The following is a 25,828-nucleotide window of genomic DNA, read 5'->3' as shown; positions in this document are numbered from 1 at the left end:
AAATGCGCCTCTCATCCCTTTCGAATGAGGCGCGAACTACGTCGGTGGAAAGTGTTCGCTATTCCGCGTCATGCACCGAAAAGCTTCGGCCCAACGGCAATCACGGGCGAACACCGGTGGTGCCTTGACAGATTTCACACACGCGATTCCGCGTACACTGTGTGGGGTCAATCCACTCTGCACGTACAAATTCGGCGCGATTCTCATGGCGGCAAAACGAGGAAACCTACCGATCGAACTGAGCAGTTTCGTCGGTCGTCGGTCCGAGGCCAAAGAAGTCCGACGCCTGCTGTCGGACTACCGGCTTGTGACCCTTACGGGCCTGGGTGGGGTCGGCAAAACCCGCTTGGCGCTCCGTGCCGCCGATGATTCCTCCCGTGCGTTCCCCGGGGGCGTCTGGTTCGTCGACTTCAGCGAACTGCGGGAGCCGGCACTTCTCGATCAGACGATTCTTGCCGCACTCGGAGTACAAGACCGATCTACGCGGTCACCGCGATCGGTACTGATCGGCCGTCTCGTCGACGAACGTGTCCTGCTTGTTCTGGACAATTGCGAACACCTCATCGGCTGGGTTGCCGACACCGCCGCCGAACTTCTCCGGTGCTGTGCCCGATTGGCACTTCTGGCGACCAGCCGAGAACCGCTCGACATTCCCGGCGAGATGGTATTACGGGTACCGCCTCTGCGATTTCCCAACGAGGCGCCGTCGCCAACCGACACCCGCGATGGTGATGCGATGATGCTGTTCGAGCAGCGGGCACGTTCCTCCGTGACGGACTTCCGCATCACCAGCGAGAACAGCGCGGCTGTGGAGAAGATCGTCCGCCGGTTGGAAGGACTACCGCTGCCGATCGAGTTGGCGGCTGCCCGACTGAGGGCGATGTCGGTCGATCAGATCCTGCAAAAACTCGACGACCGCTTCCAACTGCTGACGCGGGGCAGCCGGAACGCTCCAGCGCGTCAACAAACGCTTGCACAGAGTATCGACTGGAGCTTCGATCTGTGTACGCCGCCGGAGAAGTCGTTGTGGGCGAACTCGAGCGTATTTGCGGGTAGCTTCGATCTCGGGTCCGTCGAAGGAATTCTCGCCGACGAAGCACAGAACGACGACTTGGGCGATCTCGTGATGTCCCTTGTCGACAAGTCGATCCTCATCCGTGAACAAAACGGCTCGTACGTCCGCTACCGCCTACTCGAGACTCTTCGCGACTACGGGCGTGAACTGGTGTCAGTCGACGAGTGGGTCTCGCTGCAGCGCAGGCACAGTGAGTGGTTCAGGCAACTCGTCTTCCGCGCCGGAGTCGACTGGACGGGGCCGCACCAAATCGATTGGATGACGCGGATCGACCGCGACTTACCCAACGTGCGCACCGCGTTGGAATTCGGTCTGACCGAACCCGACTCGGTCGAAGCCACATTGCGTACCGCAAGTGCCTTGCATGATTACTGGCTTGCACGTGGTCGATTCAACGAAGGTCGCTACTGGTTGGGTCGCGCCCTGGCCGAGGTGCCCGAACTGACCGAGGGCACTCTCGGTGAGGCGGTAGTCGAGGCCGCCGCGACAGGCGCACTGCTGGCAGCCCTCCAACGAGATATCGCTTCGGCGACAAGCATTGCCGAAGAGGCTCGGCGACAGGCCGAGATGCAGCGGAACGACGACGGTCGCATACTGGCGCGGTACACGCTCGGATTCGTCGCGGTCGCCGACGGCGATCTCGTGCGCGGCGCCGAGTACCTGGAGCAGGCTGTCGCAGCATTCCGGGCAAACGACGACATCGCCCGTCTGGTACCCGCGCTCTACTGGTTCGCCTTCGTCGTCGACGCACTCGGCGAAACCGACCGGGCTGCAAGCATTTACGAGGAGGAGTTGGCCCTCACCGAATCGCGCGGCGAAATCTTGTGGCGGTCGATGACGATGTCGGACTACGGATCCGCCCTGTGGCGTCATGGCAACCACGCTCGCGGTATCGAGCTACTCGAAGATTCTCTCCGATTGCTTCGAGGGCTGGGTAACCAGTTCGGATGTGCATGGTGCCTCGAGGAAATCGCGTGGACGCTTGTCGACCGGGACGCAAAGCTGGCAGCCACACTGATGGGAGCTGCCGACACGCTGTTCACCGCCACGGGCAGCCCGATGGACACCTTCAGGAGCATGGTCCCGTACCACGAAAACAGCGTAACCGAGGCTCGTAACCGGATCGGAGACAGGGTGTTTCAAACAGCATTCGATCATGGACGAGCTCTGACTCTCGACGACGCAGCGGCCCGCGCGCTGAGAGAGCAACCGCCCGGTGGATCACCGAAATCGGCGGCTGACGAAGTGCTGACTCCGCGGGAGCAGCAGGTGGCCGAACTCGTCGCACAGGGCCTGACCAACCGAGCAATCGCGGACAAGCTGGTCATTTCTCAGTGCACTGTCGACGGCCACGTCGATCACATACTGAACAAACTGGGGTACGACTCGCGCACCAGGATTGCGGCCTGGGTGCTCCAGCACACAAACGACTTCCGCAACCCTTCGACCTCGTGACGGTCGGTGTCTTCGATCGATCGCGGCGCGGCGGGTAACCCGGCCGAATCCTGTCGCAAGAATCCGACCGTCGAAAGTTTGCTCAGCCTTCGTGATCAGCGAGAGTCCAGTGTCCCGCACCGCGCAGTTCGAGTTGTCGATTGTGAAAAACGTCGAGGGTGCTGCGATGCCCGACGCTGACAATGATGCTGTCGGGCAGTTCACGGCGAAGGATGTCGTAGAGCGTGTACTCGAGGCCTTCGTCGATTCCGGATGTCGCCTCGTCGAGAAATGCGGTTCGCGGTCGGATCAGGAGGACTCGGGCGAACGCCAACCGTTGTTGTTCGCCCGGCGACAGAATTCGAGTCCAATCAGCCGGCTCGTCGAGCCGACCGATCAAATGTGCGAGATGCACCTCGGCGAGCGCGTCGTGGAGCCTGCGGTCGTCGAAGTCCGAGCGCCCGGTGTTCGGCTGACCTGAGGGCAACTGGTCCGGATATGCCAAACCCGCGCGCAGAGAACCCAATGGTAGGTATGGCCGTTGTGAGAGGAACAGGACGTCTCCGACCGGGGTGGTCACGGAACCGTTTGTGTACGGCCACAACTGCGCGATGCTGCGGAGCAGCGTGGTTTTGCCGCTACCCGACGGACCCTTCACCAGCAGTGCATCGCCGGGCCCCAGTGACATGTCGAGTTCGGAGATCAACGCCTCACCAACCGGCGTGCGCACGTCGAGTCCCCGAACAACCAAATGACTGCCAGCGGAGAACGCGTCGAGCACGGGAAGTGCGCGGGCACGACGATCGGCATCGGCGAGCCCGGTCAAACGAATCAGTGTGGCCCGGAAACTTGCAAAATCGCTATAGGACTCTCGAAAGAACGACAACGAATTGTGCACCTGGCCGAATGCTTGAGCAGTTTGCATCACGTCGCCGAAAGTGATCTGCCCGCTGAACAATCGAGATCCCTGGACCAGAAACGGAAACACCACCGCTGTCTGATCCACTGCCAGATTGAAGCCACTGAACTTGAGCGTCCGGAAGACGATCGCCCACATATTGCGGATCACTGCAGCAAAACGTAGTCCGAGCGTGCGTCGTTCGACGTTCTCTCCGCGATAGAAGGCGATGCTTTCGCCGTACTCCCGTAGTCGAACCAACGCGTACCGGAAGGTGGCGCCGAGTTTCTCGTTCAAGAAGTTCAGCATGATCAAAGGCCGGCCGATCCAGAATGCGAGTGCCGTGGTCACCAACACGTAGATGTAGACGAGAAAGATCATCGCTCGCGGAATCTCGGCACCGAAAACAGTCAACGGCCCGGACAGATCCCACAGGATCTTGGTGAAGCTGACGATCGAGACCATTGCGGCGACGGCGCCCATGGACAACGTGCGGGACGACGTCGCGAATGCGGTGATGTCTGCCTGAATACGTTGGTCCGGATTGTCGACGGGGTTCTCCAGGAAGTTTCCGCGATAGTAGGCGCGGCCGTCGAGCCAATCGTCGGTCAATGTGTCATTGAGCCAACTGCGCCAATTGATATCCAGTGTTTGGCCCACCAGGTAGACGACGAGTGAGCTAGCGACGTGGACTGCGGCCAATATCGCGAACACTCGCAGGTAGTGCCAGAAAGCGGTTTCGTCGAGGTTCTGAATGGCGTCGTAGAAATCCTTGTACCAGTACGAGAACAACACCGTCACGCGGACACCGAATATCGTGAGCAGCAGCAGTAACGCGAGAATCGACAGCGGAATGACGGTGCGCCGGGGATCGAAGTAGGGCCAAGCCATTCGCCGAAACTGGTTGCCCCAGCGGGTATACCGAGCTAGCAGCAGCGCGGTGACGACGAGAACCGCTACCGTGATCGCATATGCCTCTGCCAACCACAGTGCGCTGTCCGTTACCGCGCTACCCCAATTCACCGTAGCCTCCGTCCTGGAGGGGAACTGACGATCACATATCGGTCGACAGCATTCGGTTCGCGATCCGCAATCCCGAGTCTTCCGCGGCATCCAATGCACGTGATTGCTCTGCCGTTATCCTGTCGCACACCCAATCCCAGTGCATCGTCACCACAGCGCCGGGGACGGGCATCGCCGCAAGCGCGTTGCCCTCGACCCTCCACCGCACTCTCTGCGTTGCCGGTCGGCCGCGTGCGAGTTGCTCACCGTCGAACTCGAGCGGGGACGAAACCACCAATGCATGCTCCTCGCCGACGTCCTCGACCACTCCCCATCTGATCCGGCAGTTCTGGAGGACGGACAGTGGGACCGCACCGCGCTTCCGAAGAAGCTTGACCCACGGATACACCAGAAATACGTGAAAACTGTGGTGCGCGAGCGCGCGGTCCCGACCCCCGAGGACGGGGAGGAACCCGGTGTTCTCGCGTTCACCGAATGCTTTTCTCAGGTGCTGCAACAACTTCCCCGAATCGAGAGAGTCGAGGAGATCACCTCCCACCCAATAGGCTTCGATCACTCGCGAATCCAGAGGGTCGTCGATGCCCGCTCCTACAGCCAATGCCTCGAGGTACGGCCACGCACCGTCGAATTGACGAGCGCGATCACGGTCGCCGCTGCCCGAGTTGCCGCTGGCCAGACGAAGCAGCACTGAAGGATCGTCGGGTCCGCAGTAACCCAACTCGTTCGGCGGATACGCGTAGCGGGCAAACAATGCCGGCCCGTTCATACCGACGGCAGTCATCAGCAGATCCGCGGGAGTTGTTCACCTGCCGGCAGATCCACTACCCGATTGCCTCCCAATGCCGTGCGCGCCACCACCATGGTGCGATGTTCGGCCACACACTCCCCGATCACGGCGGCTCCCACACTCAGTGGATTGCCGTGCATCGCTTCCAGAACCAGGGCGGCATCTTCGCGTGGAACGAAAGCGATCAACTTGCCCTCGTTTGCGACGTACAACGGATCCAAGCCGAGTAGCCCACAGGCGTCGCGCACGTCCGCGGGAATCGGCAGATCTCGCTCCACCAGCGCAACCCCGATGTTCGACGCCTGAGCGATCTCGTTGAGGGTCGCGGCGACTCCGCCCCGCGTAGGGTCGCGCAGGACGTGGATGTCGACGCCGGTGGCAATCATGTCGGCCACCACGCCGTTCAGGGCCGCACAATCACTGCGCACTTCGGTCCCGAATTCGAGACCTTCGCGACAACTCATCACGGCCACGCCGTGAACGCCGATGTCGCCGCTGACGATCACGACGTCACCCACTTGTGCGCGAGTGGGGCTGATGTCCACCCCGTCTGCGACAATCCCGATTCCTGCGGTGTTGATGAAGACTCCGTCGCCGTGACCGGCATCGACGACCTTGGTATCACCTGTCACCAGCCGAACGCCGGCAACGTGCGCGGCCTCACCGAGCGCCTTCGCGATTCCCGCGATGTCGGTCAGCGCCGTCCCTTCTTCCAGGATGAATGCCGTCGACATCACCAATGGCTGCGCTCCCACCATCGCCAGGTCGTTCACCGTTCCGTTGACAGCGAGATCGCCGATCGTTCCGCCGGGAAACACCATGGGTTTGACGACATACGAGTCGGTCGAGAACGCGAGCCGCACCCCGCCGACGTCGAATACGGCCGAGTCACCGAGTTCTGCATCGGCAGCGCTTCCGAACGAGGGCAGGAACAGGTGCTCGATGAGCTCGGCGGACATCGCTCCTCCACCGCCGTGCCCCATGACGATGTTCGGCGAATCACGCAGCGGCAGTGGGCAGACCCACGCCGACAAGTCCACTACAGCGGTCTCCTCAGCCGGCATGACCCGCCTCCTGAAGTTCCAGGCGCCGGTACAGGTAGTACGCGGCGCACGCCCCCTCGGACGACACCATCGTGGCACCGAGCGGATTCCGCGGAGTGCATTCCTTCCCGAAGGCACTGCACTCGTGTGGCTTGATCAAACCTTGCAACACTTCTCCGGAACGGCAGACGCTCGACTCGTCGGTATGGATTTCGGTCACCGAAAAACGCTCTTCGGCATCAAAATACGCATACTTCGGTGCCAGCTGCCAACCGCTGTCCGGGATCGATCCGATGCCGCGCCACGTCCGGTCCGACACGGCGAACACATCCTCGAGCATCGCTTTCGCTGCGGTGTTGCCCTGCGCGGTGACGGCACGGGCGTAAGCATTTTCGACCTCGTATCGACCCGATTCCAACTGCAGCACCGTCTTTCTGATGCCCTCCAGCAGATCCAGCGGCTCGAATCCGGTGACGACGATCGGGACCTTGTACTTCTCGGCCAGCGCCGGGTACTCCGACGTTCCCATCACACTGCATACATGCCCGGCCGCCAGAAATGCCTGCACGCGGCACTCTGGCGAATCCATGATCGCGGCCATCGCCGGCGGGACCAGAACGTGCGAGACGAGTAGCGAGAAGTTCTCGATACCCAGGCGATTGGCCTGATAGACGGTCATGGCGTTGGCCGGCGCGGTGGTCTCGAATCCGATCCCGAAGAACACCACTTGCCGGTCCGGATTCTCCTTGGCGATAGTCAGTGCATCCAACGGTGAGTACACCACCCGCACGTCACCGCCGGCGCTCTTGATGCGGAACAGATCCGACGAACTCCCCGGAACTCGCAACATGTCCCCGAAGGAGCAGAAAATGACATCGGGTCTTGCCGCGATGTCGAGAGCTTTGTCGATGATCTCGAGCGGGGTGACACAGACCGGGCATCCGGGTCCGTGGATCATCTCGATCTGTTGGGGAAGTAATTGATCGATGCCGTGTCTGATGATCGAATGTGTCTGACCACCACACACTTCCATGATCGCCCATCGCCGTGTGGCCAGCGCACGGATCTGATCCAGCAGTTTGCCGGCCAGTTCCGGATCGGAGAACTCGTCCAGATATTTCATGATTCCGTCTCCTTCGGTTCGATCCCCGCGGCCCGGGCAGCCCTTTCGAACCCGTCACCGAATTCCTCTTCGAGTACGCCGAGGTGCTCGAATTCCGCCAGCGTGCTGCGAGCGGATTCCTCGTCGAGTCGCTGGATGGCAAATCCGACGTGCACCACGACGTACTCGCCGACTTGGGCGCCCGGAATGTACTCGAGGCACACTTCTTTTCGGACGCCACCGAAGTTCACCACCGACATCGTCGTTCCGTCGCGTTCCTCCAGGGACTCGATACGTCCCGGTACGGCTAGGCACATGACACAACTCCTGACCTCATGACGAACTCCCCACCAGCACTTGGCCGTAGGCGAGACCGCCGTCGTTCGGCGGCAACTCCAGTCCTGTCAACGGCGTGAATCCAGCGTCTGAGAGCAGATCACACGCCCGAACGAGCAGTAGAGGGTTCTGAAAGACACCTCCGGTGAGTACTACCTCGTCCACTCCCGCCAGTTCCCGGCCACGAATTGCCCACTCGAGCACCAGGTGCGCTACGGATTCGTGGAAACGGGCGCCGATCACTTCAGCGGGCAACTTCTCCCGGAGATCGCGGACAACAGCCCGAATGACCGACCGCGGATCTGCTGTCCACGAATCGTCGTCCGACTGCGTCCAATCGAAGGTGTACCGCGAACCGGCGCTGTCGACTCCCCTCGACACCCCCTCCAACTCGATGGCGGCCTGCGCTTCGTAGTCGACCCTCTGTCGGACCCCGGTCAGCGAGGAGACTGCGTCGAACAACCGTCCCATGCTGGAGGTGTCAACGCACCCGAAACCGGTTTCCATCTGGTGAAGTAGGACCGACTGCTCTCGGGGCGGACAGGCTGCCACGGGCGCGAGGTCGGATTCCCAGTCCAACCCGGCATGCCACAGGTGGGCGAGCGCCATTCGGTACGGCCGTTCCACTCCGGCATCGCCCCCGGGCAGCAGTACGTATCCAAGATGCGCGAGACGGCGATAACCCTTGTACGTCGCCAGCAGTAGTTCCCCTCCCCACACTGCGCCGTCCGCCCCGTAGCCGGTGCCGTCGAACGCTATTCCGAGAACTGGTTCGCTCCCGTCCCGGCCGTTCTCCCCCATCACGGAAGCCACATGTGCGTGGTGATGCCCGACGATGCGCACCGGTCGGTCACCACTACGACTGCGAGCCCACGAGGACGAGCGATACCGCGGATGCTCGTCACAGGCGATCTGGTGCGGCACCACCCCCGTGATCGATTCGAAGTGACTCTCCGACGCAGCAAAACTGTCGATGACAGCGAGGTCGCCCATGTCTCCGATGTGCTGACTCGGCCACACATATCCGTCCTCGGCAAGACAGAAGGTGTTCTTCAGGTCGGCCCCGACCGCCAAGGTAGGCGGTACGTCGAACGGCGCGGTGACAGGCAGCGGAGCATATCCGCGCGAGCGTCGAAGCAACTGTCTTCCACTGCCGACTATTCGCATCACCGAGTCGTCACACGGCACCAAGATCGGACGGTTGTGGGTCAATACCCCGTCGGCCAGGTCACCCAATCGTTCGAGATCGTTGTCGGAGTACAGAATCGGCTCACCGCCGATGTTCGCCGATGTCATGACCAACACCGCTGGGCCCGCCTCTTCTCCGGCCAAACCCAGAAGAAGATGCTGAATCGGGTTGTAGGCCAGCATGATTCCGATATCCGGAATGCCGGGGGCAATCAAGGGGGAAAGCGCGTATCCAGACGCTTTGGCAACCAGCATAATCGGGCGCTCGCGCGAGGACATGGCATCAGCCTCGGCATCACCGACCACACCCAACTCTCTGGCTTCTGGCACATCGCGCACCATCACCGCCAACGGCTTGCTTGCTCGATGCTTGCGTTCACGCAACTCGTGAACCGCGCGGTCGTCGCGGGCATCACAAGCCAGGTGAAATCCTCCGATTCCCTTGACAGCAAGAATCTTCCCGTCTCGCAGTAGGGATCGGGCTCGTAGCAGTGCACCCTCACCGGTCACGGCGGGCGCGTCCCCTTCCACGAACGATAGCGTTGGACCGCACTGCGGGCAGGCAATCGGTTGCGCATGAAACCGGCGGTCGGCGGGATCCACGTACTCCGCCGCACAGTTCGCGCACAACGGGAATCGCTTCATCGTCGTAGCGGCCCGGTCGTAGGGTAGCGATTCGATGATCGTGAATCGCGGACCGCAGTTGGTGCAGGTGATGAATGGATGACGATATCGCCGATCGCTCGGATCAGTCAGTTCCCGGAGGCAGTCGTCGCAGATCCCGACATCCGCCGGCGCCAAGGTTCGCCCGACCGACCCCGCATCCGTCTCGACTATGCAAAACCCCTCACGACCAACCGGCCGCGAGTCCTCGCGCTCCACCGACTCCACCCGTGCCAGCGGTGGGGGGCGGTTTCGCACCCGAGCGACAAATGCATCGATTGTCTCTCCGTCGCCTTCGACGTCGATCACGACACCGAGAGCAGAATTTCCCACCGAACCCGACAGTCCCAGTTCGGTGGCGGTCGCATGGACGAACGGCCGGAAGCCCACCCCCTGGACTACGCCACGAACGATGACACGGCAGGCGATCTTCATGTCCCGACCTCACCGTTACCAGTATCGGAGTCGACTACCTCACCGTCGTGGCCACCACGGCCCATCAGTTCGAGGCCGGCCCGAGCGTGGCGAGCTCCCTGCTCGTCGACCTTCTCGACTGCAAAGCCCATGTGGATCACCACCCAGTCACCTGCCGTGACGGTGCCTTCGTCGAGCATTCCGATGTTGACCTTGCGTGGTGCCCCCTCCACGTCGACGAGAGCGAGTTGACCTCCGTATCCGTCCAGTAGTTCGCGTACCCGTCCCGGAATCCCCAGACACATGACTCACACCTCCGGCCCCAGTGTGGTGGCATCACAGTCCACGTCGATGGACCGGACGAGTGCCAGCACCGCAGAAGCGGCTTGCCTTACCGAATCACGCATCTCCGCACTCAATCCGATTCCGTCGCCGATCGATTTCGCATGTGCCCCCACCACGAACGTCCGCGGGAGTGTTCCGCCGAGGGCCTGCAGGCTGGCAAACACCGAACTCGGATGCATCGAGTGCGCGTCGAAACCTCCTTGCGGGCCTTCACTTTCGGGTTCCACTTCGATGATCGCGAGCTTGCCCGGGACTCCGGTCGCCGGTAAGGCATCGATCAGGACCAGGGCGTCCCACGACTCCAACAAGTCGTACGCCAGATGCACGCCCCGAATCCCGTAGTCGACCAGGTGAGCTCCCGATGGGAGATTCTCATGCTGCAGCGCCCGAACAACTTCGGGGCCGAATCCGTCGTCTTCGAGAAAAAGGTTTCCGACACCTGCAATCAGCACGCGCACAGCGCTTTACATCTTTCGCATTCGCAGATAGCGCTGGATGTCCGGCATCGACACCACCAGGACGATCGCGGCTGCGATCGCGGTGGCGCCGAGAAGTGCCGTCGACAGCAATCCCATGCTCCTCATGGCGAGTTCTCCTCTCGATAGCTGTGAAGTTCGATAGCTGTGAGTACGTCACGCGCTGTCGCGCGGCATCGGCTCTATCTCGTCCGGCGCGAAGTACAGGTAGCGGCCGTACCAGTTGTGCAGATCGGCGGCCGGATCGTCCAACAGTGTCACCCCAACATGAATGTCGCCGTCCACGTCTTCATGAATGGTGGCGACGTGGGCGATCCGGCCGTCGAAGAACAGGTCCTGAGCATCAGCGCGGCGTGAGGGGTGGAGCCGAACCGTACTTCCACCAGAGACACGGACGCCGTTGATCAGAACTGCGTCGGTGCGTGGTTGGACACTGGTGTCGGCTTCCGGGGTCCACCAGTCCACACCGTCAGGCACCTCGGGTATCAGATCAGAACCGGCGTGCGGATTTCGCAGCACACCGTGCAGGCCGGCTAGATCGTCGTCCGTCAATCGCTCACATCGGTCGATGATGTCGGCAGCTCTGGAGTCGGTAGCTCGCGCCCGCGCCTTTTCCTCGTCGGTCATGGCAAGGATTCTCAGGGTGAGAATTTCGTCGATCTCGGTCGAGTCGAAGAGAGATCCCTCGCTCTGCGGCGCAATCTCGGGAAAGTCGTACAGGATGATCGGTGACACCAGAACGGTGGGAGATGTGCCAGGGTGAGTGGGGTCCTCGGTCCCCGCAAGCACCGGATAACAGCGATTTTGCCGCAACTGCTCCGAGTGATCTGCTTCTTCGAACAACGACAGGAACCTCGAGCCTGTGCAGTTCACAATGACGTGAGTCCCCAGCATCGATTGCGCGGTGGCCGTGCCCTTGTCCCGTGCGTCGACGCTCGTGGCGTTCATGATCGTCACGGAAATCACCGTGCGTCCGTCCCCGGCGGAGGCGCTCACTGCCAAGAGGCCATTCACCGGAAGCCGTGTCCGAACGATCCGTCCGACCACCCTGCCCCGAGAGTCCGACAAAGTCTCTCCTTCGACAACTCCGGCCGCACAGAAGGTTTCTTCGACGCCGGCCTCGAGTTCGTCCAGACCCCACGGACCCAACACGATCTCGGACTCGGTGGCTTCGTCCCACGAGATCGACTCCCGCTCGCCGACTACCAACCGATCGACCGGGATCCACGCCCCGCCGGCGCCGAGTCGTTCAACCGTCCGCGACTGGTGGTGCAGAAATCTCACAGTCGCAGAAACTTCGACGCCGTTCCGCTCGAATTCGCCGAGCAGACATTGCGCGGACATCGACGGTTCCTCGCCGACTCCGACCTCGGCGGCGCCGGGCGGTCCGAGAACCCCGAACTGCCAACGGGATTGATTCTTCGCCGAGCCGGCCCGGTAGGGATAGAGAAGATATCCCTCGTACAGGACGGCGTCGGCCACGGCCCGAACGTCGTGATCCATCCCCGTTCGAGTCATCGCGGCACCTGGCTCGCCGTCAGCAACTGCCGCACGGCTGAATCGAGGTCCGTGAGGCCGTGCGCTGCCTTGAACCGCACGAGATCGGCAATCGTCTCATGGTCGAGGCGTACCCAACCAGACGCCGGATAATGCGCAGCCATCAGCTGTTTCCACACGTCGACCGGCAATTCGTAGGCAGCAGATCTGTCCCACGGGATCTGCTGCACGGAGAAACCACGCGGTCCGTCGGTGAATACCGTGCCGCTCAGTAGAACCACGATCGGAATCGTTCCGTCTCCGAGTGCGTGCATGTACTTCGACGCCGTCACCGAGAAGTCGTACGTACACGCCATGGGCAAGGCCGCGACCGTTGTTCCGGTGAATCCTTGAACGACCGTGGAACATTCCATCCACAGGAAGGTGCGCAGCGTACTCGACCAACGCTCCCGCGGACCGAAGAGATCGCGCAGACCTTCGCCTTCGGCGTCGGAGTACGGTCGGCGGTGTGGTTCGATTCGTACCTGCGCGCGCAGAGCCACCGCACGGACGGTCGTGCCGGTGGATTCCGACATTCTCAATCTCACCGTCAGATTCGGCGTAACCGCGTACGGTTCCACCTCCATGTTGTCGATCGAGAAGTCGAGAACAGTCATGCCGACCTGCTTCGCGCCTCGACGCGCCCGAAGAACTCGTCCACTGCGCGTGCGGCATCCTGGCCACCGTCGAATCCGCGCCACACGGTGCGCAATCGTCCCACCAGTTCGTAACAGGCGTCGATGGGAACAACGAAGCATCTCGGCGATTGTCCTGACGTGGGCACCGACACGATCAACGCCTCGACGTCGGCCCGCATCTGCGTGAGCCCCGGATTCTCCTCGAGCACAGTCTCGAACGAGTCGATGGGCAACTCGGATTCGGTAGCTCCGGCCGGTCCCGGATAGAAGACTATGTACTTGTCGAGGAGTGAGTTGCGGAAGAAGAATGCCAGGCCGACGGGGATTTCCAGAGACTCCCACCGGCCAGGGCCGAGGTCGAAGTCCGGAAACTCGAGGTACCGATCGGGAACCGCTTTGTATCGAAGGTCCGCGTCGACCGGTGCAAAGAGTAGATAGCACGGTCGGCACACGCACATCAGGCTCCGGACCTGTACGTCCACGACGTGCTGGTGTTCGTCGCCTATGCCCGCCGCACACATCTCACACCTCGGTCCGGTCGGAACGACACGCGACGAGGCGATTCGTGTGAGCACCTCTCCCACAGTGACTTTCATGACGGGGCTGCGTTCACGGCTAGGTCACCGGTATCACAGACTCGTCAGCAAGCGCGACCGAGAGCACTCCGTCGCGAATCAGCACCGGCACAGGCGCCAGGTGCTCGGAGCCGGTGCCCACCCGCGCTCCCGCCCCGTACACACTGAAGTGGGCAGAGCACGTCGGACAGGTGAGGACAGCGGCGTCTCGGGCAGGACGGCCCATCATGCGTTCGAGCACAGCCCCCGCCATCGAGTGCTCACACACCGGGCAATGGTCGCGATACGCGTACAGATCGTCACCGGAGCGGCAGACCAACAGATCGGTGCCCGACACGCGGAAGCCCGCGACCTCTCCCACCTCGACTTCGGCGAATTCGGGGACCTCCACCCAGTGCGTACCTCCCCCGTCGGCGTGAACGTGCGAGAACAGGGACTCGACCGAAATCACACCCGACTTCAGCTCGTGCGAATCCGGTGTTTCGACGTCGATTCCGGTGGTCTCGGGTGCCGCCGCCTGCACCGCGTCCTGGACCGCGGTTTCGAGGGTCACCGAGGACGAAGGGCAACTGTTACAGCTTCCGAGAAGCCGTAGTCGCACCACGCCGTCCGCCACCTCGATCAGTTCGACGTCGCCTCCGTGCGAACCGAGGTACGGACGCACGCTGTCGAGCGCAGTGCGGACGCGGGTCTCCACGTCGTGCGGGTGAAGTCCGTGCACCAGTAGCAGGCTGGACACCAGATCGTCGCGAACCATCGCATCCATCGTGGCCGGATCTGCCAGAGCGACGGTGCGTTCGAGTGCTGCGCCGTACAACTGCACGACCTCACGCACCAGTTGCTCGGCGCGATCTCTCGCCACCGGGCCTGCGCCGGCGTTGGCCTGCAACAACGTCTCGATGCGCTCACCTGCTCCGCGCCAGTAGTCGGCCGATTGCTCCATCGATCACTCCCCGGTCACGGACTGCGTCGGAGAGTGCAACTTCTCCAGGGTCTTGCCACCGCCGAGATACATGTGAACACCACACGGCAGGCAGGGATCGAAACTACGCACGGTCCGCATGATGTCGATGCCCTTGAAGTGGTCTCGATCGTTCTCCTCGAAGATCGGCTGACCCTGCACGGCATCCTCGTACGGACCGGGGGTTCCGTAGCTGTCGCGCGGGCTCGCATTCCACGGTGTCGGTGGGTACGGGTGATAGTTCGCGATTTTTCCGTCACGAATCACCATGTGGTGTGAGAGAACTCCGCGGACGGCTTCGGTGAATCCGCAACCGATACCCTCGTCCGGGACCTCGAACGACTCCCACGTCTTGGTCCGGCCGGCCCGGATCTCGACAAGCGCCTTCTCGGCGAAATGAAGGGCAGCCGCGGCTGCGTATGCCTGGAAATACGTTCGCGCGCGGTTTCTTTCGAGGGTATTGCTGCCATGTTCGGGAATCTTCCACTCGAGCGAGACAGGACCCTTCAGTGCTGTTTTCGGAAGATTGATCTTCACACTGTGTCCGGTCGACTCCAGGTATCCGATGTCGACCAGGCCGGCCAGAGCGGTGCTCCACAGACGAGCCAATGCTCCCCCGCCCGTGTCCAGAGCAAGGTTGTCTTTTCCGTCGAACCATCGCGGTGACATGACCCAGCTGTACTTGTCCTCGAGGTTCCGCTTCTGCGGGTGGGGGTTGGTGTGCTGATTCCACGGGTGCCTGCGATCGACCGGGTTACCCAGCGGATCGGTTTTGACGAACATCTCCTGATCACTCCAGTCCTCGTAATACGAGGAGCCCAGCATGATTCGGATACCGAGGTTGATGTCCACCAGATCCGTGGTGACCAACTTTCCGTCGACAACCACACCGGGAGTGACAAACATCTTCCGGCCCCAGTCGGTCATGTCCTTGTAGGAGAAATTGCAGTACTCGGGGTCTTGGAACGATCCCCAACAACCCAGCAGGGTCCGCCGCAGGCCAACCTTTTCGTAACCAGGCATCGCCTGGTAGAAGAAGTCGAACAGGTCGTCGTGCATCGGCACGACCTTCTTCATGAATTCGACGTACCGCATCAGCCGCGACATGTAGTCCGTCATCAGTTCGATCGTCGCGACGGTGCCGACGCCGCCGGGATAGAGCGTCGACGGGTGAACGTGCCTGCCCTCCATCAAGCAGAACATTTCGCGAGTCGAACGCGAGACTTGCAACGCTTCGCGATAGAACTCACCCGTGAACGGATTGAGAGTCCGCATGATGTCCGCGATGGTGCGATACCCGTGCTGCTCCTCGTGCGGGCAGCGCGTGTTCTCTGCCTGCGCCAGCACACCGGGATTCGTCTCGGAGACCATCTTCTCGCAGTAGTCGACGGCGACAAGATTCTCCTGAAAGATGTTGTGGTCGAACATGTACTCGGCGGCCTCGCCGAGATTGACGATCCACTCGCCCAGATGCGGCGGCTTGACGCCGTACGCCATGTTCTGTGCGTAGCACGAGCATGTGGCGTGATTGTCACCGCAGATGCCGCAGATACGACTGGTGATGAAATGCGCGTCGCGCGGGTCCTTCCCCTTCATGAACAGGGAATACCCACGAAAAATCGACGACGTGCTGTGGCACTCCACCACTTCGCGATTGGCGAAGTCGATCTTGGTGTAGATGCCCAGACTGCCGACGATTCGGGTGATGGGGTCCCACGCCATCTCGACGAGACCGTCGCGGTCCGCAGTCGAGGTGGGTTCGGGAACGATGGCCGTCATTGCAGTGCCTCCCAGAGACGTTGCTCACGAACTGATTTGAATGTATCCGGTCGGTCACCACGTACGCGTTGCACCGGTGAGCAACTTCGACCCGCGCTCGCGCCAGTGCGGTTCCTTGTCCAACGTGTGACCGGTGATCCGGCGCAGACTGTGGATCACGGACCCGTACATTCCCACCGCATTGGTGGAGAGTTTGCCGCCAGGTGGTTCATCCATGAACGGCATGAACTTGTCGGGGAATCCCGGCATCGTGCACCCGATGCAGATCCCGCCGACATTAGGACACCCGCCGACTCCGTTGATCCAACCACGTTTGGGGACATTGCATTTCACGACCGGTCCCCAACATCCGAGTTTGACGATGCACTTCGGTGACCCGTACTCCGTCGCGAACTCACCCTGCTCGTAGTACCCACCACGGTCACAGCCCTCGTGTACGGTGGCACCGAAAAGCCACTGCGGGCGCAGGGATTCGTCCAAGGGAATCATCGGCGCCTGATCAGTGGCCATGTACAGAAGGTAGGTCAGGGTCTCGGAGAGGTTGTCCGGCTGAATGGGACACCCTGGAACGCAGACGATCGGGATGCCCGCCTTCGATTTCCAGGTCCACCCGAGATAGTCCGGCACACCCATCGCACCGGTCGGATTGCCGGCCATCGCATGTATTCCGCCGTATGTCGCACACGTGCCGACAGCAACTACCGCAGTGGCTTTCGGTGCCAGCTTGTCGAGCCATTCGCTCGTGGTGACCGGTTGGCCGGTTTCGCGATTGTTCCCGAAGCCGCACCAATACCCCTCGTCGTGAAGTTTCTCGTTCGGTATCGATCCTTCGACGACAAGAACAAAGGGTTCCAGTTCTCCGCGGTCGGCTTTCCAAAACCACTCCAGGAAATCGTCAGCGCCACCCTGCGGTCCGCATTCGAAGTCGATGAGCGGCCAATGAACCGCTACCTGCGGCAGGCCGGGCAAGGCGCCGAGCGCGATCTCCTCGATACTGGGTTGCGTGGCTGCAGTGAGCGCCACCGAATCTCCGTCGCAACTGAGACCGGCATTGATCCACAGCACGTGGATCAGAGTTTCTTCCGCTTTGGCCGCTGCGCTTGCGGGGGTAGCTGCGCTTTCGGAGGCAGGTTCCGCCGTGGTGCCAGCAGTCGATTTTTGTGTGTCCATGTCAGCCGCTTTCACGGGTGCACTTGCGCCTTGACTCTCAGCGCCGCGACTGGCCTGACACGCTATGGCCTCAAGACTCTGTGGTCTCGAATTGCCGCGGCACCGAAACGCTGACGCCACCGGAGTCGAACCTCGGCCCACTTGCGTGGCACCCACTCATTTCATTAACTACCCGAGCAGATCAGTTGTCAACGGCCACCGGAGAAATCGCCGAACGACTACCGATCCACTCGTACCACTCGCCCATGCCCTCACCTGTCGTGGCAGACAAAACAACAACGCGCACAGCAGGATTGAGTATTCTCGCCTGCTCGACGCAGGCATCGACGTCGAACTCGACGTACGGGAGCAAGTCGATCTTGTTGATCACCACGAGGTCCGCGACAGCGAAGATGTGTGGGTACTTTTTCGGCTTGTCTGCCCCCTCCGGCGTCGAAATTAGGACAACCTTGCCTTCCTCGCCGAGGTCGAAGAGCGCGGGGCACACCAGGTTTCCGACGTTTTCGATCAGAAGCAGCGATTCTTCAGCGGGATCCAAGGCGCGCAGTGCGCGGTCGATCATCGCGGCATCGAGGTGACATCCGGCCCCGGTATTCACCTGCACCACCGACGCGCCGGTCTCTCGGATCCGCTCGGCGTCGAGCCGGGTTTCCTGGTCACCTTCGATCACGGCTATCGGTCGCTGACATCCGAGCTCCCGGATGGTTCGCGCCAGCAATGTCGTCTTCCCCGCGCCGGGGGAACTCATGATGTTGAGCGCCGTGATTCGGCGGCTCCGCATCCACTGACGATTGTGAACCGCAATGCCGTCGTTCTTGGCGAGCACCTGCTGCTCGAGAATCACGGTGTGGTCGGGGTGGCCGTGCTCATGGTCATGCTCGTGACCGTGCCCATGATCGTCGTGTTCCTGCTCGTGTTCTCCGTCTGCGACTACCGACACCCGAGGTCCTGTGGTGTCCCCGCACCCACACGTCGCGCACATGCTCAGCTCACTTCCATCGACAGGATCCGTAACTCTCGGCCGGCAAGCACCTCGACATCAGCACTGCCGCATTCACACAGCAAGAACATGTCGGGCGGCGAGAACATCACGCCGCAGCTTTTGCATCGCGCGCTGGTTGCAATCTCATCGATGTGCAAGCTGGCACCTTCGGCGTGAGTACCCGCGGTGACGACGTCGAAGCAGAACAGCAGAGAGTGTGGAACCACCGCGCAGAGTTGCCCCACTTCAAGCCGCACGCTCGATACTCGTCGCTCGCCGGCACGCTCACACACGGCTTCGACCACACTCTGCGCAATGGACAGCTCGTGCACGGTGAAACCCACGATTCGTGATCCGGAAACCTCCCTTCCACGATAAGCACCAACGGTCTCTGTGCGTAACCCGTACACGAAAACAGGCTGCGATCCGCAACTATTGCGGATCGCAGCCTGTGACAGCGTTATTCGTGTGACGAACGCCGGCGCGAAGGATTACGGGTTCGGAACCGGCACCTTCGTCGTCGTGGTCGTCGACGTCACTGTCGTAGTCGGGGGCGCCGTCGTTGCATCCGTTCCCGCTACCGGTGTGGTCGGAACTGTCGACGTCGGCGTCACTGCCGCCGAACCCGTCGGAGTGGCAACCGCTCCCGATGTGACCGACGCCGATCCTGCCGCAGGCACCTGTGACGTGGTTGCGGGCGCTCCAGCAGATCCCGTGGAGCCAGTGGTCCCGGCCGGTGCCTGACCGGTTCCGGTGCCTTCAGCCACCGCGGCGTCGCCCTCAGCATTGCCGTCAGCCATGTAGGCATCGACAGCAGCACTGATCTGTTCCGGGGTCGGCTTCGCAGTTGTGTCGACGGGCTTTCCTTCCTTCGCCTGCTGGGCGAGGTAGGTGAGCCAGGCCGCTGCGTACTCAGCTGAAGTCAACGGCTTGCCGTTGGCCGCATCCGCATCTCGCCAGTAATCGAAGTGGTGTCCGACGTCTGGAGCGAGTGTCTGCTGGTAGGGGTCGCTCAAGATCACGGGAATCGTGTTCTGGTTGGTAGCAATCAGACCGACAATCTCCTTGAAAAGCTTCTGCGGCAGATATGCCAGCGGAGACACCTTGTCGGTGGACACCGTCTCGCCCTCGGCTACCGGCGCCGGCGCGGGTGTTTTTCCGGGCTTGTACTCCGGATCCGAGACCTTGAGCATCACCTGAAGGAATGTCTCGTCACTCTGCATCCAGTTGGGATTGGACGAAATGTCTGCGAACGCCTCGAAGACGATCTGGCCGAACACCACCGCGACGTCCTGACCGGTGGCCGGGTTCAGACCCTGCGCTTCGAGTTGGTCGATGTTCAACTGCCGACCGACATTTGCCGCCAAGATCAACAGAGAGATGTTGCTGGGAGCCGAGCAGGTGAAGTCACCGTCCGAGCAGAAGGACGCGACCTTGCCGTTCAGCTTGCCGAAACCTCCGGCAGTGCCGGGGAGTACACCTTCGCCAGGTGTCGCGGAGGTGCCGTTCTGGTACTTCGTATTGAAGTTATCCGGGTTCGTGAACGGATTCGTGGCACCGAGGAACGTGCCGTCGCCCGCTTCACGGCCTGCATCCGCCAGCATGACCACACCGACAACCTTGTCCGGGTCGACCCCGAACTCGTTGTTCTCCTGCGTACCGATGTCCATCGCGACGCGACGCACCACATCGGCGCCTTCGCTGTACCCGACGATCGAGAACTGAGTCTTCGGGCATTCCTTGGCGATGGCACTCATCACGGACTGCGTATTTGCAGCGCCGGCAGCGACGGCATCCTCGTAGGACGCCATGTTGGCCGGGTACGCGATGTACACAGCCGCGTACGAGCCGGGCTTGTTCGCGTTGACGGAGCCTGCCGGGTTGATCACCTGGTCGACGCGTTCACTCTTGTAGTCACCGGACAGGGCGGCCGGCAGCGGCTTCCCGTCGGCTCCCAGCAACATCTTCACCGTCGAAGCGTCCGGTGTGTCGTGTCGACCGGCAACCGCGATGCTGACCATGTCGTGACACTCGGTGACCGACGACGTCAATTGTGTCTCGATCGTGCGTGACTCCGGAGAGTCCACAGCGACCGCAACCGCGACCAGTGCGGCCACGCCGAGCGCTGCGGGCGCTACTGCACCCGCCAGTATTCGATGTCGCGAAAAGAACCCACGAACCGGCATATCTTCTCCCCAATCAACTTTTGGAAAACGTACGACCGACCCCCGGGGCGTCACGCAACGTCATTCGAGTAGTCGTCCAGTACGAGAGGAGCGTTACAACGGGTAACGATTTTCCGTGGCGACTCGGGAGGGAATCGGGGGCGCAAACGCCTCATTTCCGCTGCATAACACCGACGTGCTCCTACTCCGCGTCGAAGATAATGACCTGTCGGATTGCTTTTCCGTCGGCGAGTTCGTCCATACCCGAATTGATGTCGGCCAATTCGATTCGCGAGGAAATGAGCTTCTCGACCGGCAGCTTCCCGTCGCGCCACAACTGCGCGTAGATCGGGATGTCGCGGGACGGGACCGCAGATCCCAGGTAGCTGCCGATAATGGTCCGCGCTTCGGCGACCAGTCCGAGAGGTGAGATCGACGAGCGCGCGTCAGGCGCCGGCAACCCGACCGTGACGGTCGTGCCACCCGCTGCCGTCGCAGCCACCGCTGTCTCGAAGGCCCGAGCATTTCCCGCGGCCTCGACGACGATGTCTGCGCGAACGCCACTCTCGGACAGGCCGGACGGTGTGAAGACCTCGGTCGCGCCCAGTTCCAGCGCCTGAGCCAGCTTGGATTCCAGTGCGTCGACACCGATGACGTTCTCGACCCCGAGTGCCCTCGCCGTCAGGATTGCGGCCATCCCGACGCCACCCAAGCCGACCACCATCACGGTGTCTGCCGGGCGAGGCTTCGCCGCGTTGAGGAGCGCTCCCCCACCGGTCAACACCGCACAACCGAGTACGGCTGCAATTTCGGCCGGGATGTCGTCGTCGACGGGAACAACCGACTTGGCGTTGACCACAGCATGCGTCGCGAAACCCGAAACACCGAGATGATGTTTGACGTTCTCGCCGGAGCGCCGCAGTCGATGCGCGCCACCGAGCAAACTGCCGTCGTTGTTGGCAGCGCTACCCACCGTGCAAGGCATCCGGCCGTCAGTGGCGCATCCCGCACATTCACCGCACCGCGGAAGAAAAGTCATCACGACGCGGGTGCCCACCGACAACGAATCAACTCCGTCGCCGAGTTCGATGATTCGACCTGCCGCCTCATGGCCCAACAACATCGGCACGGGTCGTACCCGATTGCCGTCGACCACGGAGAGGTCGGAGTGACAAAGCCCGGCAGCTTCGATCTTGACCAGGATCTCACCCGGGCCCGGGGATTCGAGGTCGAGTTCCGAAATCGAAATCGGAGTCGACTCTGCGAAGGGACGCTTCCGGCCGATCTCTTCGAGCACTGCACCACGGATCTTCAACTGCACACCCCGATTTCGATAGTTCGAACTACTTGCCCACGATCCCGCGTACCGACGCGGGGAGGTCACGAACCCGCTTGTACGGACCCACGACGGCGGCTGCAAACGGCCTCGTCAAGAGCACCTGCGCCACCTCGAGCACCTCTTCGGAGGTGACTGCGTCGATGGTCGCGAGCGTCTGCGCAACACTGCGATGGTTGCCGTAGTTCAGTTCGCTGCGACCGATACGGTTCATGCGTGAGCCTGAATCTTCCAGTGCCAGAACCAATCCGCCGCGCAGCGATCCCTTGGCGCGGGCGATCTCGGCATCGGTGATTCCGTCCGTCGCCACGTTCGCGAGTACCTCGCGGATAACCGTGGCAACCTCCCCGAGGTTCTCCGGCTGGCAACCTGCATACACGGAGAACGCTCCGGTGTCCGCGAAGGTGTCGACGCCGGAATAGACGGAGTACGCCAGCCCGCGCTTCTCCCGAATCTCTTGGAACAGACGAGAACTCAGCCCACCGCCCACTGCGGCGTTGAGCACCGACAGCGCCCAGCGATGGCCCTCGTGCCGGCCGAACGCGCGTACCCCGAGCGCAAGGTGGACCTGCTCGCTGTCGCGGTGGGTCAAGCTCAGTTCAGGCATCGTTCGCAAACGCAGAGTGCCTTCGCGCCGCGGCGCCGGCTTGACCCCGCGCTCGAGATGTCCGGCAAATGCACGGCGAGCGAGCGTCACAACCTGCTTGTGGTCGACGTTTCCCGCTACGGCCAGCACCATCCGCTGCGGTGTGTAACGCCGAACATGGAAGGAATGCAACTGATTGCGCGACATCGACTCGATCGATTCGACGCTACCGATGATCGGACGGCCGACAGGATGATCGCCGAACAACGCGGTCAGGAACGCGTCGCCGAGCAAGTCTTCCGGATCGTCGTCACGCATCGCGATCTCTTCGAGCACTACTTGCCGCTCGACATCGACGTCCGCGGTTCTGCAACGCCCTCGCAGCACGACGTCGGCGACAAGGTCAACCGCCATCGGAAGGTCGTCGTCGATCACGTGCGCGTAGAAACAGGTGTGTTCCTTCGACGTGAATGCATTGAGTTCGCCGCCCACACCATCCATGACCTGCGCGATGTCCAACGCCGTCCGTGACGGCGTCGACTTGAACAGCAGGTGCTCGAGAAAATGCGCGGCACCGGCCACACTCGGCTGCTCGTCGCGCGAGCCGACTCCGACCCACACACCGACGGAGGCGGAACGCACACCGGGAATGAACTCGGTGACGACGCGCAGGCCGCCGGGAAGGACCGTGCGCTGTACTCCGGATTCGGGAGTCGCATCGATCGGCGATTTCAGCACAGCGCTGCGGCTGCGCGTGGTGTTGGGAGTGGTCTTTGCCATGAAAAGGTTCAGCAGTCCTCGGTGCAAGTGGTCAATCAGGTATCTACAGGCTCTGTGTCTACAGACAGTACAGATGCGGCCCCGCACGGAAATCCGCGCGGGGCCGCATCAGAGTACGAAGTGAGATCTACTCGGAAGCAGCCTCGTCGGCGGCCGGAGCGGCAGCCTCGTCGTTGCCCTCTTCGACCGGGATCAGCGAGATCTTGCCGCGAGCATCGATGTCGGCGATCTCGACGCGGATCTTGGATCCGACGTTGACCACGTCTTCGACCTTGGCAATGCGCTTACCGCTGCCCAGCTTCGAGATGTGCACCAGTCCGTCGCGTCCCGGCAGGAGCGAAACGAAGGCACCGAAGGCGGTGGTCTTGACGACCGTGCCCAGGAACCGCTCGCCGACCTTGGGGAGCTGCGGGTTGGCAATGGCGTTGATCATGTCGATCGCGGCCTGTGCAGACGGTCCATCGGTGGCGCCGACGAACACGGTGCCGTCGTCTTCGATGGAGATGTTGGCACCGGTCTGCTCGGTGATGGAGTTGATCATCTTGCCCTTGGGGCCGATGACCTCACCGATCTTGTCGACGGGGACCTTGATGGCCGTCACGCGGGGAGCGAACGGGCTCATCTCGTCCGGGGTGTCGATGGCTTCCGCCATGACCTCGAGGATCGTGGTCCGTGCGTCCTTGGCCTGCGAGAGTGCACCGGCAAGGACCTGCGACGGGATGCCGTCGAGCTTCGTGTCCAGCTGCAGGGCCGTGACGAAGTCCTTGGTACCTGCGACCTTGAAGTCCATGTCGCCGAAGGCGTCTTCGGCGCCGAGGATGTCGGTCAGCGCGACGTAGCGGGTTTCGCCGTCGACCTGGTCGGAAACCAGACCCATGGCGATACCGGCAACCGGAGCGCGAAGCGGCACACCGGCGTTGAGCAGTGCGAGCGTGGACGCGCACACCGAGCCCATCGAGGTGGAACCGTTGGAGCTCAGAGCCTCGGAGACCTGGCGAATCGCGTAAGGGAACTCTTCGACGCTGGGCAGAACCGGCATGAGAGCGCGCTCGGCGAGTGCACCGTGACCGATTTCGCGACGCTTCGGCGAACCGACGCGGCCCGTCTCACCGGTGGAGTACGGCGGGAAGTTGTAATGATGCATGTAGCGCTTGGTGGTCTCGGGACCGAGCGAGTCGACCTGCTGAGCCATCTTCACCATGTCGAGAGTGGTCACACCCAGGATCTGGGTCTCGCCACGCTCGAACAGTGCGGAGCCGTGTGCGCGCGGGATGATCGCAACCTCGGCGGACAGCGAACGGATGTCCGTGACGCCGCGGCCGTCGATGCGGAACTGATCGCGCAGGATGCGCTGGCGAACCAGCTTCTTGGTGAGCGAGCGGAACGCTGCTCCCAGTTCCTTCTCGCGGCCTTCGAAGTTGGGTGCAACCTGCTCGAGAACCTCGACCTTGACCTCGTCGGTCTTGTCGTCGCGTTCCTGCTTGCCGGCGATTGTCAGTGCGGCATTGAGCTTTTCGGACGCAGCAGCCTCGACGGCAGCAAAAACGTCGTCCTGGTACGCCGGGAAGACCGGGTAGTCACCCGTGGGCTTTGCAGCCTTGGATGCAAGTGCTGCCTGTGCAGCGCACAGGCGTGCGATGAACGGCTTGGCGGCCTCGAGGCCCTCGGCGACAATGGCCTCGGTCGGTGCCTGAGCGCCGTCGGCGATCTTCGCGATGACGTTGTCGGTGGCCTCGGCCTCGACCATCATGATCGCGACGTCGGCGTTGTCACCGCTACCGGAAACGACGCGGCCGGCGACGACCATGTCGAAGACGGCGTTCTCGAGCTGATCGACCGTCGGGAATGCAACCCACTGGCCGGTCTTGTTCTCGTCCGAGACGATGAGTGCAACGCGAACGCCACCGACGGGTCCGGAGAACGGCAGGCCCGCGATCTGCGTCGACGCGGAAGCGGCGTTGATGGCCACGACGTCGTACAGATCCTGCGGGTTGAGGCTCATGACCGTGACGACGACCTGGATCTCGTTACGGAGACCGTCGACGAAGGACGGGCGCAGCGGCCGGTCGATGAGGCGGCAAGTCAGGATCGCGTCGGTGGAGGGGCGTCCCTCACGACGGAAGAACGAACCGGGGATGCGGCCCGCTGCGTACATACGCTCTTCGACGTCCACCGTCAGGGGGAAGAAGTCGAAGTGCTCCTTGGGGTGCTTGCTGGCGCTCGTGGCGGACAGCAGCATGGTCTCGTCGTCCAGGTAAGCAACGACGGCGCCGGCGGCCTGCTGAGCAAGGCGTCCGGTCTCGAAACGGATGGTGCGGGTACCGAAGGACCCGTTGTCGATCACGGCGGTGGATTCGAACACGCCTTCGTCGACCTCTACTACGGAATTCTCTGTCATTCTTTTCTCTTCACTTCCCTCTCGTCTTCGCCGTACCCGCGCGGGCGTTTCCACCCTCCTGGTGGAAACTGCGCACCGAGGGACGTCCCCCTCTTGAATTGCAGACGCTCCTTGCGATGCGAGCGATTTCTGCTTCGG

The 25,828-nt window shown here is 62.1% G+C and carries 22 protein-coding genes; 1 reads left to right on the top strand and 21 read right to left on the bottom strand.

The genetic code is table 11. The annotated features are described in order from the left end of the window. Positions 1-124: 124 nt before the first annotated feature. A complete protein-coding gene (locus tag A0W34_RS12685; RefSeq protein WP_081558799.1) occupies positions 125-2,530 on the top strand; it encodes a LuxR C-terminal-related transcriptional regulator in 2,406 nt (801 codons plus the stop codon). An 82-nt stretch (positions 2,531-2,612) separates the two neighbouring features. Here A0W34_RS12685 and A0W34_RS12680 read toward each other — a convergent pair whose 3' ends face one another. The 21 genes from A0W34_RS12680 to A0W34_RS12585 form a co-directional block, all read right to left on the bottom strand. Further along, on the bottom strand, positions 2,613-4,430 hold the full coding sequence (locus A0W34_RS12680; protein ID WP_081557759.1) for an ABC transporter ATP-binding protein/permease: 1,818 nt from the start codon (positions 4,428-4,430) through the stop codon (positions 2,613-2,615). A 31-nt stretch (positions 4,431-4,461) separates the two neighbouring features. Further along, a complete protein-coding gene (locus A0W34_RS12675; protein ID WP_042922579.1) occupies positions 4,462-5,211 on the bottom strand; it encodes a DUF6390 family protein in 750 nt (249 codons plus the stop codon). Beyond that, positions 5,211-6,281, bottom strand: coding sequence for a hydrogenase expression/formation protein HypE (gene hypE / locus A0W34_RS12670; RefSeq protein WP_064688775.1), 1,071 nt, complete (start codon positions 6,279-6,281; stop codon positions 5,211-5,213). The genes A0W34_RS12675 and hypE overlap by 1 nt, the downstream gene beginning before the upstream one ends. Beyond that, entirely contained in the window at positions 6,271-7,383 is a 1,113-nt protein-coding gene (hypD, locus tag A0W34_RS12665) for a hydrogenase formation protein HypD (RefSeq protein WP_081557758.1), read from the bottom strand. Before hypD ends, hypE begins: the two co-directional genes overlap by 11 nt. After that, positions 7,380-7,679 carry a HypC/HybG/HupF family hydrogenase formation chaperone gene (locus A0W34_RS12660; protein WP_003942168.1) on the bottom strand — a complete coding sequence of 100 codons (300 nt, stop codon included), beginning with the start codon at positions 7,677-7,679 and terminating at the stop codon, positions 7,380-7,382. Before A0W34_RS12660 ends, hypD begins: the two co-directional genes overlap by 4 nt. A gap of 16 nt (positions 7,680-7,695) precedes the next feature. Continuing rightward, positions 7,696-9,984 carry a carbamoyltransferase HypF gene (hypF, locus tag A0W34_RS12655; protein WP_081557757.1) on the bottom strand — a complete coding sequence of 763 codons (2,289 nt, stop codon included), beginning with the start codon at positions 9,982-9,984 and terminating at the stop codon, positions 7,696-7,698. Further along, positions 9,981-10,268: a HypC/HybG/HupF family hydrogenase formation chaperone gene (locus A0W34_RS12650; RefSeq protein ID WP_007735086.1), complete on the bottom strand. Its 288-nt coding sequence runs from the start codon at positions 10,266-10,268 to the stop codon at positions 9,981-9,983. The genes hypF and A0W34_RS12650 overlap by 4 nt, the downstream gene beginning before the upstream one ends. A 3-nt stretch (positions 10,269-10,271) precedes the next feature. Then, complete coding sequence (locus A0W34_RS12645) at positions 10,272-10,766, bottom strand: hydrogenase maturation protease (RefSeq protein WP_081557756.1); 495 nt, start codon at positions 10,764-10,766, stop codon at positions 10,272-10,274. 6 nt (positions 10,767-10,772) lie between these two features. Next, positions 10,773-10,892 carry a DUF6893 family small protein gene (locus A0W34_RS33820; RefSeq protein WP_003942178.1) on the bottom strand — a complete coding sequence of 40 codons (120 nt, stop codon included), beginning with the start codon at positions 10,890-10,892 and terminating at the stop codon, positions 10,773-10,775. A 48-nt stretch (positions 10,893-10,940) separates the two neighbouring features. Further along, entirely contained in the window at positions 10,941-12,302 is a 1,362-nt protein-coding gene (locus A0W34_RS12640; RefSeq protein WP_064444499.1) for a hypothetical protein, read from the bottom strand. Continuing rightward, positions 12,299-12,937 carry a DUF6084 family protein gene (locus A0W34_RS12635; RefSeq protein WP_007735081.1) on the bottom strand — a complete coding sequence of 213 codons (639 nt, stop codon included), beginning with the start codon at positions 12,935-12,937 and terminating at the stop codon, positions 12,299-12,301. Before A0W34_RS12635 ends, A0W34_RS12640 begins: the two co-directional genes overlap by 4 nt. Then, positions 12,934-13,554 carry a DUF5947 family protein gene (locus A0W34_RS12630; protein ID WP_168798986.1) on the bottom strand — a complete coding sequence of 207 codons (621 nt, stop codon included), beginning with the start codon at positions 13,552-13,554 and terminating at the stop codon, positions 12,934-12,936. Before A0W34_RS12630 ends, A0W34_RS12635 begins: the two co-directional genes overlap by 4 nt. 19 nt (positions 13,555-13,573) lie before the next feature. Continuing rightward, positions 13,574-14,476: a NifU family protein gene (locus A0W34_RS12625; protein ID WP_030535602.1), complete on the bottom strand. Its 903-nt coding sequence runs from the start codon at positions 14,474-14,476 to the stop codon at positions 13,574-13,576. Between the two features lie 3 nt (positions 14,477-14,479). After that, complete coding sequence (locus A0W34_RS12620; RefSeq protein ID WP_007735075.1) at positions 14,480-16,273, bottom strand: nickel-dependent hydrogenase large subunit; 1,794 nt, start codon at positions 16,271-16,273, stop codon at positions 14,480-14,482. 54 nt (positions 16,274-16,327) lie between these two features. After that, positions 16,328-17,443 (bottom strand): NiFe hydrogenase small subunit, encoded by a 1,116-nt coding sequence (locus A0W34_RS12615; RefSeq protein ID WP_007735073.1) that lies wholly within the window; start codon positions 17,441-17,443, stop codon positions 16,328-16,330. A 181-nt stretch (positions 17,444-17,624) separates the two neighbouring features. Continuing rightward, a complete protein-coding gene (gene hypB, locus A0W34_RS12610; RefSeq protein WP_081557755.1) occupies positions 17,625-18,425 on the bottom strand; it encodes a hydrogenase nickel incorporation protein HypB in 801 nt (266 codons plus the stop codon). Between the two features lie 2 nt (positions 18,426-18,427). Beyond that, entirely contained in the window at positions 18,428-18,757 is a 330-nt protein-coding gene (gene hypA / locus A0W34_RS12605) for a hydrogenase maturation nickel metallochaperone HypA (RefSeq protein ID WP_073512368.1), read from the bottom strand. A 159-nt stretch (positions 18,758-18,916) separates the two neighbouring features. Next, the gene (locus tag A0W34_RS12600) at positions 18,917-20,611 is read right to left on the bottom strand and encodes a cutinase family protein (RefSeq protein ID WP_007735070.1); all 1,695 of its coding nucleotides are present in this window, start codon (positions 20,609-20,611) and stop codon (positions 18,917-18,919) included. Positions 20,612-20,792: 181 nt separating this feature from the next. Next, positions 20,793-21,905, bottom strand: coding sequence for an alcohol dehydrogenase catalytic domain-containing protein (locus tag A0W34_RS12595; RefSeq protein ID WP_007735068.1), 1,113 nt, complete (start codon positions 21,903-21,905; stop codon positions 20,793-20,795). Positions 21,906-21,933: 28 nt separating this feature from the next. Further along, positions 21,934-23,292 carry a M16 family metallopeptidase gene (locus A0W34_RS12590; protein WP_003942169.1) on the bottom strand — a complete coding sequence of 453 codons (1,359 nt, stop codon included), beginning with the start codon at positions 23,290-23,292 and terminating at the stop codon, positions 21,934-21,936. Between the two features lie 127 nt (positions 23,293-23,419). Then, positions 23,420-25,690 carry a polyribonucleotide nucleotidyltransferase gene (locus tag A0W34_RS12585; protein WP_003942275.1) on the bottom strand — a complete coding sequence of 757 codons (2,271 nt, stop codon included), beginning with the start codon at positions 25,688-25,690 and terminating at the stop codon, positions 23,420-23,422. Positions 25,691-25,828 lie beyond the last annotated feature (138 nt).

Origin of the sequence: Rhodococcus sp. BH4 (assembly GCF_002079265.1) — a bacterium.
In the GTDB taxonomy this organism is placed as follows: Bacteria; Actinomycetota; Actinomycetes; order Mycobacteriales; family Mycobacteriaceae; genus Rhodococcus_F; species Rhodococcus_F qingshengii.
The sequence above is the reverse complement of the archived record's forward strand: the minus strand, read 5'-3'. Positions and strand labels throughout refer to the sequence as shown.

Excerpts from the sequence above, each read along its gene's own strand:
- hypD (WP_081557758.1), bottom strand. The coding sequence starts at position 7,383 with ATGAAATATCTGGACGAGTTCTCCGATCCGGAACTGGCCGGCAAACTG.
- hypB (WP_081557755.1), bottom strand. The coding sequence starts at position 18,425 with ATGTGCGCGACGTGTGGGTGCGGGGACACCACAGGACCTCGGGTGTCG.
- hypE (WP_064688775.1), bottom strand. The coding sequence starts at position 6,281 with ATGCCGGCTGAGGAGACCGCTGTAGTGGACTTGTCGGCGTGGGTCTGC.
- hypF (WP_081557757.1), bottom strand. The coding sequence starts at position 9,984 with ATGAAGATCGCCTGCCGTGTCATCGTTCGTGGCGTAGTCCAGGGGGTG.
- A0W34_RS12590 (WP_003942169.1), bottom strand. The coding sequence starts at position 23,292 with ATGGCAAAGACCACTCCCAACACCACGCGCAGCCGCAGCGCTGTGCTG.
- A0W34_RS33820 (WP_003942178.1), bottom strand. The coding sequence starts at position 10,892 with ATGAGGAGCATGGGATTGCTGTCGACGGCACTTCTCGGCGCCACCGCG.
- A0W34_RS12620 (WP_007735075.1), bottom strand. The coding sequence starts at position 16,273 with ATGACGGCCATCGTTCCCGAACCCACCTCGACTGCGGACCGCGACGGT.
- A0W34_RS12660 (WP_003942168.1), bottom strand. The coding sequence starts at position 7,679 with ATGTGCCTAGCCGTACCGGGACGTATCGAGTCCCTGGAGGAACGCGAC.
- A0W34_RS12615 (WP_007735073.1), bottom strand. The coding sequence starts at position 17,443 with ATGGACACACAAAAATCGACTGCTGGCACCACGGCGGAACCTGCCTCC.
- A0W34_RS12640 (WP_064444499.1), bottom strand. The coding sequence starts at position 12,302 with ATGACTCGAACGGGGATGGATCACGACGTTCGGGCCGTGGCCGACGCC.
- A0W34_RS12635 (WP_007735081.1), bottom strand. The coding sequence starts at position 12,937 with ATGACTGTTCTCGACTTCTCGATCGACAACATGGAGGTGGAACCGTAC.
- A0W34_RS12675 (WP_042922579.1), bottom strand. The coding sequence starts at position 5,211 with ATGACTGCCGTCGGTATGAACGGGCCGGCATTGTTTGCCCGCTACGCG.
- A0W34_RS12650 (WP_007735086.1), bottom strand. The coding sequence starts at position 10,268 with ATGTGTCTGGGGATTCCGGGACGGGTACGCGAACTACTGGACGGATAC.
- A0W34_RS12625 (WP_030535602.1), bottom strand. The coding sequence starts at position 14,476 with ATGGAGCAATCGGCCGACTACTGGCGCGGAGCAGGTGAGCGCATCGAG.
- A0W34_RS12600 (WP_007735070.1), bottom strand. The coding sequence starts at position 20,611 with ATGCCGGTTCGTGGGTTCTTTTCGCGACATCGAATACTGGCGGGTGCA.
- A0W34_RS12585 (WP_003942275.1), bottom strand. The coding sequence starts at position 25,690 with ATGACAGAGAATTCCGTAGTAGAGGTCGACGAAGGCGTGTTCGAATCC.
- A0W34_RS12630 (WP_168798986.1), bottom strand. The coding sequence starts at position 13,554 with ATGAAAGTCACTGTGGGAGAGGTGCTCACACGAATCGCCTCGTCGCGT.